This is a genomic window from Collinsella sp. TM04-29 (assembly GCF_003466565.1).
Classification (GTDB): domain Bacteria; phylum Actinomycetota; class Coriobacteriia; order Coriobacteriales; family Coriobacteriaceae; genus Collinsella.
Genome location: NZ_QSPW01000003.1, coordinates 22,455 through 37,073, shown reverse-complemented (window position 1 = coordinate 37,073; position 14,619 = coordinate 22,455). Strand labels below are relative to the sequence as shown.

Annotated in this window: 10 protein-coding genes; 3 read left to right on the top strand and 7 right to left on the bottom strand. The window is 62.4% G+C overall.

The genetic code is table 11. From position 1 onward, the window contains the following. Position 1: 1 nt before the first annotated feature. Complete coding sequence (locus DXD39_RS06955) at positions 2 to 1,123, bottom strand: hypothetical protein (protein WP_117803593.1); 1,122 nt, start codon at positions 1,121 to 1,123, stop codon at positions 2 to 4. A gap of 5 nt (positions 1,124 to 1,128) precedes the next feature. After that, positions 1,129 to 1,794, bottom strand: a complete 666-nt coding sequence (locus DXD39_RS06950; RefSeq protein ID WP_158565470.1) for a PilZ domain-containing protein — start codon at positions 1,792 to 1,794, stop codon at positions 1,129 to 1,131. Positions 1,795 to 2,320: 526 nt separating this feature from the next. On the opposite strand from DXD39_RS06950, the gene DXD39_RS06945 reads away from it, so the two are divergent. Continuing rightward, positions 2,321 to 5,359, top strand: a complete 3,039-nt coding sequence (locus DXD39_RS06945) for an insulinase family protein (protein ID WP_117803591.1) — start codon at positions 2,321 to 2,323, stop codon at positions 5,357 to 5,359. 388 nt (positions 5,360 to 5,747) lie between these two features. After that, positions 5,748 to 6,344 (top strand): 5-formyltetrahydrofolate cyclo-ligase, encoded by a 597-nt coding sequence (locus DXD39_RS06940; RefSeq protein ID WP_117803590.1) that lies wholly within the window; start codon positions 5,748 to 5,750, stop codon positions 6,342 to 6,344. Positions 6,345 to 6,564: 220 nt separating this feature from the next. Here the strand turns inward: DXD39_RS06940 and DXD39_RS06935 are convergent, their stop codons facing one another. Next, a complete protein-coding gene (locus DXD39_RS06935) occupies positions 6,565 to 7,527 on the bottom strand; it encodes a hypothetical protein (protein ID WP_117803589.1) in 963 nt (320 codons plus the stop codon). 507 nt (positions 7,528 to 8,034) lie between these two features. After that, positions 8,035 to 8,961 carry a homoserine O-succinyltransferase gene (gene metA, locus DXD39_RS06930; protein ID WP_117655848.1) on the bottom strand — a complete coding sequence of 309 codons (927 nt, stop codon included), beginning with the start codon at positions 8,959 to 8,961 and terminating at the stop codon, positions 8,035 to 8,037. A gap of 210 nt (positions 8,962 to 9,171) precedes the next feature. Here metA and DXD39_RS06925 point away from each other — a divergent pair, with 210 nt between their 5' ends. Then, positions 9,172 to 10,149 (top strand): L-lactate dehydrogenase, encoded by a 978-nt coding sequence (locus DXD39_RS06925; RefSeq protein WP_117803588.1) that lies wholly within the window; start codon positions 9,172 to 9,174, stop codon positions 10,147 to 10,149. A 383-nt stretch (positions 10,150 to 10,532) separates the two neighbouring features. Here DXD39_RS06925 and DXD39_RS06920 read toward each other — a convergent pair whose 3' ends face one another. From DXD39_RS06920 to DXD39_RS06910, 3 genes are all read right to left on the bottom strand, one after another. Further along, positions 10,533 to 11,501 carry an SIS domain-containing protein gene (locus DXD39_RS06920; protein WP_117758496.1) on the bottom strand — a complete coding sequence of 323 codons (969 nt, stop codon included), beginning with the start codon at positions 11,499 to 11,501 and terminating at the stop codon, positions 10,533 to 10,535. A gap of 144 nt (positions 11,502 to 11,645) precedes the next feature. Further along, the gene (locus DXD39_RS06915; protein ID WP_117758495.1) at positions 11,646 to 12,401 is read right to left on the bottom strand and encodes a GntR family transcriptional regulator; all 756 of its coding nucleotides are present in this window, start codon (positions 12,399 to 12,401) and stop codon (positions 11,646 to 11,648) included. Between the two features lie 2 nt (positions 12,402 to 12,403). Continuing rightward, the gene (locus tag DXD39_RS06910) at positions 12,404 to 14,383 is read right to left on the bottom strand and encodes an ATP-dependent DNA helicase RecQ (protein WP_117803587.1); all 1,980 of its coding nucleotides are present in this window, start codon (positions 14,381 to 14,383) and stop codon (positions 12,404 to 12,406) included. Positions 14,384 to 14,619: the final 236 nt, after the last annotated feature.

Genomic DNA, 14,619 nt, shown 5'->3' with positions numbered 1-14,619 from the left:
TCTACTTGTCCCCGTCGCCTACGGGCGAGTTCTTTTGGTTGCGGCGGTTACTCCACGTCACGTTGTGTTCCTTGTAGTAATCGGGCGCCTCGTTGCCGCTCGCGCTAATGGGGTCGTTGCCGGTCAGGGTGTCGGCAATATCCTGCACGAACTTAACGAACAGGCTTGAATCGTCGGTCTCGGACGAATCAAAGTCAAAGCCAAACTCCACCGCGCCGCCGATGATCTTGTCCACGCACTCCGGGTCGTCGCCGTCCAGCCAAATGACCACGGTGTACTTGTCCACGTCGCCCACGCGGAAGTTCGCGTGGCTAATAGTTGTCACCACGTCTTTGGACGCAAACGGCTCGGTGTTGGGCTCGGGATTGCCGTCGGCCGCGGCAGCCGCGTAGGTGGTGGGCTCGCCGTTGCGATACACCCGCACGCGCGCGGCCTTATCCACGCCCTTGCTGGCGCTGACCACCTTGAGCTTGGCGCTATAGCCCAGATCGGTCTTGCCGGCGTTACGGATATAGAAGGTGTACGCCACGTAGTTTTTGCCGTTGTGGCTGCCGTCGACGTTATCCAGGTTGTCGGGCAGGTCGTCGGCGGCGATATTGGTGCCGTTGTCCACGGCGTCGGCCGCCAGGCGCGCGGTGGCGTTGTTAAAGTCGCCGTTGTCGGCAATGGCCACGCCGCGGCGGAACAGCTCCAGGCGGTTGAGGTTGATGGTGAAGTTGCCCATGTTTTCCTGCATAAACGACAGGGCGAACAGCACGCCAAAGGCAAGCGCCAGCACCACGAGGGCCTTTTGCAACTTGTCCATGCGCAGCAGCGCCGTGCCGATGCGCTCCATACGGCGCTTGGGCATGTACATGGATACGACCGCGTCGGGGTCGATGTCGTCGAGGTCCTGGTCGGCCAGCGCCTGCTCCAGCTCCTCGATGCGCACCACGCCGCGCAGGTCGCGCTTGGGTTTGGGCTTGCGTTTGGGTTTGCCGAAGCGCTTGCGCGGGGCGGGGTCTGTGCTGGGGGTGTCCTCGGGCTGACTCTCGGTCAAATCCTCAGTCATGCCCTCGGCCATGCCCTCAGCCAAATCCTCGGCAGCTTGATCTTTATTGTCGTTACGCTTGAACAGTGCCATGGCGATCAGATCTTATATTTGGCGCGGATGTAGCCGACGTATTCTTTGACGAGCTCGCGCTCCATGTCGTCGGCATAGCGGAACTGCAGGCCGCAGACGTTGCGGTACAGGCTGCCCTTGGGCGCGCGGCGCACCCAGCACACGATGCCCAGCTGCTCGGGCAGCTCGTGGCGCTCTCCCTGCAGACGGATCGTGGGCATTTGTACGGCCAGGGCCTCGCCCACATCGGGGTAGTCGTTGAGGTAGATAGCCAGACCGCCGGCCGAGACGTCGATGGTCATGGCGTCCTCGGGCTCGGAGGTCGGCGCGTTATCGCGCTGGTAGGTCAGGCGCATGGCGACCTTAAAACGCTCGTCGCGGCGCTTGACAAAGCTGCGCTGCTCGGCGACTTTGCGCATTTTCCAGTAGGTGCGGATGCTCTTTTTCTCGACTGCCTCGGGATAGCCGGCGAGCACGAACGTCTCCTCGCCTACTTTGTACTGCAACAGTAGCTTTTGGTTTTCGTCCATGAGCAGCGGTTTGCCGGCGAGCATGGGCGCGCTCATAAGGAAGTACGCCTCGTCCAGGTCATCTTTGTACGTGGCGAGCATGTTAAAGTCGGTTTTTTGGCCCATGGGCACGTCGAATGCCACCTGAAGCTTGGTCCCCGGCGTTATCTGTTGCTCTGCCATGTTGTCTCCCCCAGTCGCGGGCGCCGATATCATCGTCGTGCGCGATGCGCATTGGGCTATTGTACCTGCTTTGCTGTGGGTTGCAGCGCAGGGTGCGCGAAATGGTGCGGATGCGGCGGCGCCGGTGAACGTGCAGCCGCTCTGTGCGCGGCATCAATCTGGCAGCGATGCATGTCCCCGACAGACCGTCTGTCTGCCTGCCTCTCAGCTATCTCTCGTAATTATCTCTCATCTTTCTGTTATCTCTCGTATTAGAAATGAGTGAGAGATGAGAGATACGCGAGCGATGCATGAGCGTGGATTATTGGACGGTTGAAAAATGAGCGTGGATATTTGGACGGTTTTTGGGCTTTTGGAGGCCGATTCCGTCCGAAAATCCACTGTAATTCGGCTGGCGTCCGAATTTCCACGCTCGTGTGTCCGAAAATCCACGCTCGTGCGGCAGATTGGTCGAAGGCCCCATATGGGTATACTCTCGGGGATTCGACTCGATTCGCCCCCGCTGGGGCGTCAAAGGAGACTGCATATGCCCACCACCTCAACCGACCCGCGCGCCGCTGCCGCCGCGCTGCTAGTGCCCGGCACTACCTGCCACGGCTTTGCCGTCGAGCGCTGCGAGACCGTGCCCGAGCTCGACTCGGACGCCTATGTGCTGCGCCACACCGCCTCGGGCGCTCGCCTGCTGTACCTGGCATGCGATGACGAGAACAAGGCCTTTGCCATTGGCTTTAAGACGCCGCCGGCCGATTCCACCGGCGTGTTCCATATTCTTGAGCACTCGGTACTGTGCGGGTCGGCCAAGTTTCCCGTCAAGGAGCCGTTTGTCGACCTGATCAAGAGCTCCATGCAGACGTTTCTCAACGCCATGACCTACCCCGACAAGACCATCTACCCCGTTGCCACCACCAACGAGCAGGACCTGTACAACCTGATGGACGTGTATCTGGACGCGGTGTTCAACCCGGCCATCTACACCAAGCCCACCATTTTTGAGCAGGAGGGCTGGCACTACGAGCTGGACCTGCCGGAGAGTGTCGAGGGCGAGGGCGACGGCAGCGCCGCCAGCCTGCGCGAGGGCACGCTGCGCTATAACGGCGTGGTGTTCAACGAGATGAAGGGCGCGCTGTCCGACCCCATGAGCGTGCTGGACGATGCCGTCAACGCCGCGCTCTATCCCGACACCGCCTATGCGCACGAGAGCGGCGGCGACCCGCGCGCGATTCCCGCGCTCACCTACGAGCAGTTCCTGGACACGCACGCGCGTCACTACAATCCTTCCAACTCCTACATCACGCTCTACGGCGACCTGGACGTGGACCGCGCGCTGGCTTTTTTGGACGAGTGCTATCTGTCGCAGCCGAGTGCCGCGAGCCGCCGCATGGACGCCGCCGTCGCCGCCGGCGAGGACCCGTCCACGCTGGCACCCAATCCGCTGGACGTGCAGGCGCCCGTGACCTGCGAGTATAAGCGCGTCGAGATGGCCACCACACCCGAGAACGCCCTGGTGGGCCTGGGCCTGGTGCTGGGCAGCGCGCTCGACCGCAAGCGCACGATCGCGGCGGATATCCTGTTCGAGGCGCTGCTGGGCTCCAACGAAGCACCGGTTAAGAAGGCCATTCTGGCTGCCGGCCTGGGCGGCAACGTGGTGAGCTACACCGCGGCCGAGAGCCTGCAGCCCTACGAGCTCATCATGCTGCAAAACGCGCAGCCCGGCGTGGCGCGCGAGCTGCGCCGCGTGTTCCAGGACGCCTGCCGCGACCTGTGCGAGCACGGCGTTCCGCGCGAGCGCCTGGAGGCCATCATCAGCAGCAACGAATACGACCTGCGCCAGCGCGACTACGGTATCGCCGACGGCGTGGCCATTGCGTGCGACGCGCTGAGCACCTGGCTCTACGATGACGACGCCGCGACGCTGGCGCTCAAGTATGGCCCGGTGTACGAGGAGCTGCGCGGCGAGTTGGAAGGCAGCTACTTTGAGGACCTGCTGTGCGAGCTCGTGCTGGAGAACGACCACATGGCGCTGGTCGAGCTGGTGCCGGTGGATGCTGGTGCTGGCTCGGAGGGTGCCGAGGCCGCTGAGCTGGCAGCCAAGCGCGACGCCATGACCGATGCCGAGCTGGCCGACGTGGTCAAGCGCACGGCTGCGCTGCGTGCCGCGCAGGAGGCCGAGGACACGCCCGAGGACAAGGCCACGCTGCCGCGCCTGCGCGTGTCCGACATTGGCGAGGCGCGCCCCGAGCCGCCGCTGGTCGTAGACACGACCGCGCCCATCCCCTGCCTGCGCCACGGCATCCCCACCAACCGCCTGGCCTATGCCATGCAGTATTTCGACCTGCGATGCATCACGTTTGAGGACCTGCCCTACGTGACCCTGCTCTGCCGTCTACTCAAGCAGCTGCCCACACGCGAGCATTCGGCCGAGGAACTCGACAACCTGCTCGCCGGCAAGCTGGGCTTTTTGAGCTTTACGACCGAGGTCATGACGCAGCCCGACGTGGACGGCGTGCGCCCCTATCTGCTGGTGAGCGCCGGCGCCCTGTCCGAGAAGATCGACGCGCTGGCGAGCCTGCCGCGCGAGGTGTGGTCGAGTACGCTGCTGCTCGATGCCGACGCCGACCGCGTGCGCGACGTGCTCACGCAGATTCGCATTGAGCTTGAGCAGGGCTTTATCAACAACGGCCACTCGGCGGCGCTCGGTCGCGCGATGAGCTATAGCTCGCCTTCGGCCGTGGTGCGCGAGCAGCTCTCGGGCGTGGACTTCTACCTGTTCCTGCGCAATCTGCTCGAGCACTTTGACGAGCGACTGGACAATCTGCGCGCCAAGCTTGCCGAGCTGGCAGACCGCATCTTTGTGGCCGACGGCTGCCTGGCGAGCTTTACCGGCAGCGATGAGGACTTTAACGCGTACTGGGATGCCGCGGGCGACCTGGGGCTGGGTGCGGGCGATGGTGCCGGCCGCGACGCGCTCGCGGTGCCGGCGCCGCGCGACCGCCACGAGGCTTTCGTGATCCCCAGCGACATCTGCTTTGCCGCGCGTGCGTGCGATCCGCGTCGCCTGGGCATTGACGTGACAGGCACTTGGGCCGTGGCTGCCAACGCGCTCTCCTACGACTACCTGTGGAACGAGATCCGCGTGAAGGGCGGGGCGTACGGCTGCGGATTCCGCGCGGCAGGTGAGCGTCAGGCGGCGTTCTACACCTACCGCGACCCGGCGATCGATCCTTCGATTGAGAGCGTGGAGCGCGCGGGTGCATGGCTTGGCAGCTTTGAGCCCGACGAAGCCGCCTTTGAGGGCTTTATCGTGAGCTGCGTGAGCGGCATGGACGCGCCCGTGAAGCCGTACGCGCTCACCAAACGCCGCAACACGACCTACCTGGCTGGACTCGATCCGCACGCCCGCGAGGAGCGCCGCGCCCAGATGCTTGCGGCCACACCCGGTGAGCTGCGCTCGCTCGGCGCCGATGTGACGCGCATCGCAGCCGCGTCGCCCACCTGCGTCTTTGGCGGCCGAGACGTCATCGCCAAGAGCAACGCCGGCTTTAACGTCATCGACCTGCTGGGCTAACGCACAGCAAAGGTAGATTTTTGGGACATGCCTGAAAATCTACCTTTTTTCTGCGGCTTGGGCGGGGCGGCGCAGCCCACCGCGGCGGTTTGTCTCAATCTGTAACATCTAGACGGCAATATCGGCTCCAGATGTTACAGATCGAGACGTTTTCGAATGTCGCCGGCTCTTTGTCTCGATCTGTAACAGCTAGGCCCATTTTTGCCGAGTTACTGTTACAGATCGAGACGAACCGCCGCGAACACCCGCTCTTCGTCAAAACCACTACGAAGGTCTCCATGAACTGCCCCCCTTGCGATGATTTGTGTGGTGGTTTGGGTGTTTGCCCAGATAAAACCTGCCAAAATAAACCTGTCCCTTTTTGGTAGGTTTGGGAGAGGAAGCCGGGATGGACAAGGCTGAGTTGCGGCGGGCGGTGATTGCTCGGCGCGATGCTCTTGATTTGGACTTGCGGGCGGCGAAGTCTGCTGTCATTTGCGCGCGGCTTGTTGAGCTGCTGGGCCGCTTGGATGCCGCGGCGCCGCACACCGTTGCCGTCTATGCCGCGATGGGTTCCGAGGTCGACCCTGCCGCGTTTGCCGCAGCTTTCGCCAAACGCGGCTGGCGCGTGGCCTATCCGTGCATGCTCTCGGCAGCCGAAGCCGCAGCTTGTGGCCAACGCATGTGCATGCGGGCAGTTGCTGCCGGCGACGCGGACGCGGCCCCGTTTATCGGCCACCCTACGCGGGCCTTCGCAGCCACGGACATCGACAGCGGCCGCTTCCCTATCGTGCCTGCCGAAGCACTCGACATGATTGTTGTGCCGCTCGTGGCCTTCGATCAAACCGGCGCGCGCCTGGGCTACGGCGGCGGTTGCTACGACCGCTACCTGCCCATGCTCTCACCCGCATGCCAAATCATCGGCATCGCCTTTGACGAGCAGCGTGTCGACGGCGTTCCCACCGACGTCCACGACCTGCCGCTACCTCACATCATCAGCGCCTAACGGCTGGCACGCTGCACCCCACAAAAATGAGCGTGGAAAATTTCCCACTTTGGGCCTGTTCGGGGGCAAAAAACGGGAGATTATCCACGCTCATTATTCAAACGTCCGATAATCCACGCTCGTGTGTCCGAAAATCCACGCTCAACCAAATCGCGTCTAAATTCCCACGCTCATCCGTCCGGATTTCCACGCTCGTGCAGCCTAACGCCCTGCCACCGCCTCAGCATGCACGCGGCACGCCGGCAACCTTGAGCTTGCGATCGAGCTTTGTCGGGTCCCTTAGATCATCCCAGCACAAGCGCACAATCTTACAGTTATCGAGCAGCGAAAGCCTCGACTCGCGCTGGCGCTCATCAAATTGCGCCTTTGCAAGCTTGCCCCCCTCCGCCGCCTTCTCGCTTTTAACGAATCCGTCGAACTCCCCAATAATCAACCGGTCACCCACGCGCCACAAATAGTCAACGCGATACGGCCTTCCCGGCTCAACCGGATCGAACAGCTCAACTTGCAGCTCCGGAACCTGCCAGCCTCGTTCGATCATCAGCGCCCGCGCCTTGGACTCGCCGCCGCTTTCCGACAGGCCGTCGGCACACCGTGCAACCCTGCGCGCCGTCACAACACCGCGGCGATTCAAGCCGAGCTTGTTAACTGCCTCAATGAGATGTTCCTTCGACAAAAGCTGCTCATGGAGCGCCGAGTCCGCAATGATCAGCCCTTCGACAAACGATGCATCGACCAGGCAATCCGCAATCGTTTGATCGATATCGGTCACGGCAATATCCATCTCGCTGGCCCGTGTCCGATAAGCATACCGATGGCGAACGACTTGAGAGCCTGGCGTCGTCGATTGCGCCGGCATCGCGGCGATATGGATGTGCGTCAAATTGGCATGCGAAACCGAAAGACCATAGACAACGGCCGCCGTATAGGAGCAGAATGTCCAGTCGGGATGCTTTTGCGCAAGCGCTCGCACTCGATGCAGATAACGCTGCCGAAACTTGAGCTCGGACCAGTATTCCGGACGCGCATACAGTCCCGGCATGACCACTTCGAGACTTCCCGCCGCCACCCGCCGCTCAATCTGCTTTGCCTCCGCCGTCGTGCGCGCGTACACGCAGCTCATCTGCTGCTCGCACGCTTTAATGTGGCCTGTAAGTCTTTGATTCGCCGTCGCGTTTGCCATGTCGCCTCCCAACTCTTGGAACGGCGCCAACGTACCAGACGGTTTCATGCGAAGTCTGACCAAATGCTGTCCAGCAGCTGACCAAATGCTTGACGGTTTTGGATGTTTTAGGCCAATGCTCCATATCTGCAGGTAGAGCGGTTGTCCAGAGGTCCCTGTCTCCACATTTTGAGCCTCAAAAGCCACCGACTTCATTGAAAGAAAATATGCCGTGGATCAAAACTACCTAGTTTGCGATGTAGTCCGCATGTACTCAACGCGTGATGATGCCGACGGTACGGCAGCTGCAAAAAATGAGCGTGGAAAATCTCCCGCTTTGAGACCCCTTGTGAGCCAAAAACGAGAGATTATCCACGCTCACGTTGCAAACGTCCGATTATCCACGCTCGTGTGTCCGGATTTCCACGCTCATCACGCAGCAGACACGGCAGCGGTCACGGCAACAGATACGGCAACCGCCACAGCCATAGCAGCTGCCAACGCCGCAGCCACAGCCACGACAGCGGCCTAGTGCTCCTCGCCGGCGCGGGCCAGGTCGTAGGGCGTGGTCTGGTAGACGTAGTAGTTGAGCCAGTTGGTGTAGAGCAGCTGAGCCTGGCTGCGCCAGACGTTGCGCGGCTCGGCAGCGGGATCGTCGCCCGGGAAGTAATGCGCCGGCACCTGAGGGTTGAGCCCGCGCTTCACGTCGCGCTCGTACTCCAGACGCAGCGTGTCGGTATCGTACTCGGGATGGCCAAAGACAAAGAAGCGACGGCTGTCGGTCGACTTGACGATGTACAGGCCCACCTCGTCGGACACGGCCACGACCTCAAGCTGCGGCTCGGCCTCCACGTCCTCGCGGCGCACATCGGTGTTGCGCGAATGCACGGCATAGAAACGGTCGTCAAAGCCGCGGACCAGCGGGCTTTGCGGCTTCACCAGATAATGCTCGAACACGCCGCTCGCCTTTGCCGGCAGATCGTACTTCTGGATACCGTAATGATGGTACAGACCGGCCTGCGCGCCCCAACAAATGTGCAGCGTAGAGTGCACGTGCGTGGTGGACCAATCCATGATCTGGCAGAGCTCGGGCCAGTAGTCGACCTCCTCGAACGGCATCTGCTCCACGGGCGCGCCCGTGATAATCAGGCCGTCGTAGTGGATGTCGCGGATGTCGTCGAACGTGCGGTAGAACGTCTCCAGGTGGCCGGCGCTCACGTGCGTGGCCTCGTGCGTTTTGGTGCGCAGCAGGTCCACCTCCACCTGCAGCGGCGTGTTGGAGAGCTTGCGCATGATCTGCGTCTCGGTGGCGATCTTGGTGGGCATGAGGTTGAGGATGAGCACGCGCAGCGGACGGATGTCCTGGTGCAGCGCGCGGTACTCGGTCATGACAAAGATGTTCTCGCTCTCGAGCTGCGCGGCGGCAGGGAGGGCGTCGGGGATGCGAATGGGCATGGATGCTCCTTACGAGTCAGTTGCAGCTATGGTACAACGACCGGCCCCATCCGCGCGAGCACATCGCCCAGCGATGCCGTCAGCGGCCCAAATCACTCCAAAAGTAGAGATTACGGCATGTCCCAAAATCTGTGGCGCTTTAGCCTAGCAAAGTGGCAACAGGACGCTACAATGGTTCGACGCGAAAAACTCGGCCGAAAGGATACATATATGTACCAGACGCGTAAGATCGGGGTGGTCGGCCAGGGCCACGTAGGAGCACATGTCGCCAACAGCCTGCTCATGCAGGGCATTGCCGATGAGCTGTACCTGTGCGATATCAACGAGGCCAAGGTGACGTCCGAGGTCCAGGACCTGCGCGACTCCCTTTCGTTTGTCCCGTACAACACCAAGATCGTCAACTGCTACGACCACTACGAGGAGCTGGCCTGCTGCGACGTCATCGTCAACGCCGCCGGCAAGGTCGCGCTGGCCGCCAGCAACCGCGACGGCGAGCTGTTCTTTACCACCGACGCCGCCCGCACCTTTGCCAAGCGCATCGTCGACGCCGGCTTTGACGGCATCTTCGTGAGCATCTCCAACCCCTGCGACGTCGTGTGCACCGAGCTGTGGCACCTGACCGGCTACGATCCCAAGAAGATCATCGGCTCGGGCTGCGGCCTGGACTCCGCCCGCCTGCGCACCGAGATCTCCAAGAAGGTCGGCGTGAGCCCCAAGTCCATCGACGCCTACATGATTGGCGAGCATGGCTTTAGCCAACTGGCCGCCTTTAAGGCCGCGACCATCGCCGGCAAGAGCCTCAACGAGCTTCAGGCCGAGAACCCCGACAAGTACGCCTTTGACCACATGGAGGTCGAGGAGCTCGCGCGCAAGGGCGGCTACGTAACCTACCAGGGCAAACAGTGCACCGAGTACGCCGTCGCCAACTCCGCCGCGCGCGTCTGCGCCGCCGTGCTGCACAACGAGCACGCCGTGCTTTCCGCCTCCACGCTCATGACCGGCCAGTATGGCGAGGAGGGCATCTTCACCTCCCTGCCGTGCGTGATCGGCGCCGAGGGCGTCGAGGAGGTCTACACGCTCGACCTTTCCGAGCACGAGCTCGAGGGCTTCCACAAGAGCTGCCAGCACATCCGCGACAACATCGCCCAGCTCGACTGGTGGGATGCCGAGGCCTACGACGCAAAGTAGGCCGCCGCTTGACGCGACACCTCGCTCATACGGACGCCATGTAAAGCGGGCCGCGCCGGAAACCCATCGGCGCGGCCCGCTTTTTATTGACCCCAACAGCATGCCTGCAGATTTAGGTCTAATACTTTTCCGCGAAGTGAACGAGCAAAAACGAGCCCCCGAAGCATCGACACTTTTCAGACGCCGTTTCCTGCGGTTTCGCCGAGTTTTTCCTGCAGTTTTGGCGTCAAAAAGTGTGGATGCTTCGGGGGTCCAAAACAGGTCGTTCACTTCGCGGAAAAGTATTCGACTTCGTTTTCGCGCAGACACGAATCCGGCCGCCACAATGCAAAACGGGGTCCGCGCGCAGCACAGACCCCGTCAAAAAAAATAATTCCCGGTGCCTAGTACTGCTCGATGCCCATGTAGCGACGAACCTCGGGGCTGTGGTCAAACACCTTGCCGCGGGCGGCGCGCAGCTCGCAGCTCATGTTGTAGAAGAAGATCGGCTCCAGGAACGAACGCACGCTGGCGGGCACCTCGCCCACGCCGTACTCGAGGGCGTCGAGCACCATAATCGTATCGGTGTGCGTGTTGAGAAACGCGAGCGCGCGCTCCTCCATGGGGCGGCACTCGCCCGCGCCAAGCTGCACAAAGTAGAACACGCCGGGCTCGGTGGCCTCGAAGGGACCGTGGAAGTACTCGCCAGAGTGGATGTAGCAGCAGTGCTGCCACTGCATCTCCATGAGCGAGCAGATGGCCATGGCGTAGGTCTGGCTAAAGTTGGGGCCGGACCCCAGGATATAGAAGAACTTGTGCTGCTGGCAGAGCTCGGCAAAGCGGGCGCCCAGCTCGGCGTTGACCTTCTCGCGGGCGGCGGGCAGCAGCGCATCCATCTGCTTAAGGCCGGCGTACATGTCGGCGAGCGCCTCGTAGCCCTCCTGCTGGTCGAGCAGCTCGGCAGCCATCAGAACACCGATGCCCTGCGGGACCTCGGCCTGCGACTCGCCCTTGCCCCACGGATAGACCCAGGTTGTCCACTTGCCGCTGTCGATCTTGGAGCCCGCATAGTCGGTCATGGTCACGACCTCGGCGCCGGCAGTCAACGCCATCTCGCAACCGTCGATGACCTCCTGCGTGTTGCCACTGTGGCTGCAGGCGACGACGAGCGACTTCGGCCCCAGGCTCTTGGGGGCCATCAGGCAAAACTCGCGCGCGGTGTAGACCGTCGAGGTAAACGTGGTCGCCTCGCGCTTGAGCAGTTCGTTAGCCGGCATGAGGTCGATCATCGAACCGCCGCAGGCAATCCAAAAGACGTTCTCAATCTTGCCCTTGCGCTCGATAATTTCCTGAACCAGATCGTGTGCGTTCATGGTGATGTCCCTCCTTGTGTGGCGGTTTCGAACGACGACAGCTCGTACCTGCAATCGTTCTATGTTGTTCTATTTATAGCATGCGAGCTGTCACAGGTGAAGTCGTTTCAGCAGATTTGTTCTATGTTGTTCTATCTATGGACGTTAGATGTCGAACACGTAGCGCGAGCCCACGATCTTTTGGCGCCCGAGCAGCAGGGGCCGCCCGTCTGCATCGGTAAAGTACGCCTCCATATAGAAGAGCGGCTCGCCGACCGGCACCTCCAGCAGCGGGGCCGCCTGAGCATCGGCAAGCGCAATCTCCACGGTGCAGGGGTCGGACTTGAGCGGCGCGCGGCCCGAATGCTCGGCAACGAGTGCAAAGATCGAGTTATCGGCAAGGTCCTCGTCGGCAAGCGTCTGCAGGTAGGGATGGTCGGCCAGCACAAAAGAGTTGTTCTCGAGCATGACGGGCACGCCATCTGCCGTGCGCACGCGCTCGACTACGATGAGCTCGCAGCCGGGCTCCACGCCAAAGAACGCCGCGTCCTCGCGCGTCGCCGCGACCACCGTGCGCGACACCAGGCGCGCTCCGGCAACCATGTCGTTGGCGGCGCAGCCCTCGGTAAAGCTCTGGACGTCGCCTTTCTGGCGAATCTTACGCTTGAGCTTGGGGGCGCACACAAAGGTGCCCCTCCCCTGCTGGCGGTTGAGATACCCCGCGCGCGACAGCTCCTCGATGGCGCGGCGCACGGTGATGCGCCCCACGCCGTAAGACTTCGCGAGCTCCATCTCGGAAGGAATGCGCGAGCCGGCCGCATACACGCCGCGCGCGATCTCGCCCTTCAGGTCGTCCATGACCTGCTGGTACAGTGGTACGGCGGATACGCCAGCGCGGTCGGTTTTATCGTCGGTTGCCATCGTTACGCTCCATCCCGCGCATGCTCGGACTCAAACTCTTCAATCGCCGCCATAAACTGCTCGCCAAAGGCGTCGGCCTTTTTCTCGCCGATGCCGTTGACCTGGATAAGCTCGTCGCGCGTCTGCGGACGCAGGCGGCACAGGCCGCGCAGGGCCTTGTCGGAGAAGACCATATACGGCGCCATCTCCAGCTCGGTCGAGATTTCCTTGCGCAGGGCGCGCAGGCGCTCGAACAGCTCGGCATCATCGCCCACGCGCGGGCGCTGATCCAGCTCGGCCTCCTCGCGCAGCAGATCCACCGCACGGCGGGCGCGGGCCGAGGCCTTGCGCTTGGACGCGCGACGCTTAACGGTAAAGGCGAACGCCTCGTTCTCGACCTCGCCGGCACGCGGGCCCAGCCCCACGACCGGGTACTGCCCCTGCGAGGTGGCCAAATAACCGCGGCCGCACAGCTGGCCGATGATATCCTTGATGCGCCCGACCGATTCGCTCGACAGCTCACCGTAGCCGCGGTCCTCGTCCAGATGCATCTGGCGAATGCGCTCGGTGTTGCCGCCGTGGAGCACATCGGCGACCAGCGATTTGCCAAAGCGCATGGGACGTGTGGCCACATAGCGCACGGCGGCGCGGGCCATATCGGTGACGTCCTCGACCTCGAACTTCGTGAGGCAGTTGCTGCAGTTGCCGCAGCCCTCGGCGTCGTCCGTGGCGGTGCCGCCCGCGGCGGCTGCCGCATGCTCGGCCGCGGCCTCGTCGCCAAAGTAGCGCAGCATGTATTCGCGCAGGCAGCCGGTGGTGTTGCAGTAGCCCTCCATCTGGCTGAGCAGGCGATATCGATTCTGGAGCGCCCACGCGCGCTGCTCGTCGTCGAGCGCCTCATCGGCAGCATCGCCGCGGTCGATCAAAAAGCGACGCATGTGAAAATCGTTACCGTTCCACAGCAGATGGCAGCTGGCCGGGTCGCCATCGCGGCCGGCGCGGCCCGCCTCCTGGTAGTAGGCTTCGATGCTCTCGGGCACGTTGTTGTGAATCACGTAGCGCACGTTGGGCTTGTCGATGCCCATGCCAAAGGCGTTGGTGGCAACCATCACCTGGATATCGTCGTCGATAAAGGCACGCTGGCTTTGGCGGCGGGCGTCGTTACCCATGCCGGCATGGTAGCGGCCAACGCGAATGCCGCTGGGGCCCAGCGCTTCGACAAGCTCGCCTGCCAGCGCATCGACCGTCTTGCGGGTCGAGCAATACACGATGCCGCTCTCGCTCGAATGCGCGATCACGTAGTCGCGCACCCAGGCAGTCTTGGCCTTGTCGCCCATCTCCTCGCAACCAAAGTAGAGGTTCTTGCGATCGAAGCCCGTCACCACCGTCGCGGGGTTTTGCAGGCCGAGCATCTGCTGAATGTCCGCACGCACGCGCTCGGTCGCCGTGGCGGTAAAGGCAGCCACGATGGGGCGCTGCGGCAGCGAATCGATAAACTCGCGAATCTGCAGGTAGGCGGGGCGAAAATCCTGGCCCCATTGGCTCACGCAGTGGGCTTCATCAATGGCCACGAGCGGCACGCCGATGCCGCCGTCCGCCGCGGCCTCCTGCGCAAAAGCTAAAAAGCGCGGCTCGAGCAGGCGCTCGGGCGCCACGTACATAAGCTGGTAGCGGCCCTCGCGCGCCCGCTTGAGCACGGTGTTTTGCTGGGCCGGAGTAAGGCTGGAGTTGAGATAGCTGGGCCGCGCACCCGCCGCGAGCAATGCGCGGGTCTGATCCTCCATAAGCGACAGCAGCGGACTCACCACAAAGGTGATGCCGGGCAGCATGAGCGCGGGCACCTGGTAGCAAATGGACTTGCCGGCGCCCGTGGGCATAACACCCAGCGCGTCGCGACCGGCAAGGATCGCATCGACCATGCGGTCCTGTCCCGGGCGAAACGAGGTGTAGCCAAAATAGGCGCCGAGCGTGTCGAGCGCCATCTGCTGCATGCTATCGATCATGGTTTCCTAACGTCCAAGTCATCTGCCGCCGATTATACGCCGCCACGCGGACCGCTGCCGTACGGCTGTCAGCCACGCTCATTCTGCGGGTAGTCATTGGGGACGTTCTTGAATGACTAGTCGTTTAAGAACGTCCCCAACGGCTAAGCTCTTGACAGGCGTGGAAACGTCTCAGGTTGAGCATAAGTCAGCGAAAACGCCCCTAAGCGAGCAAGGTGACGTGAAAGAGGAGGGAA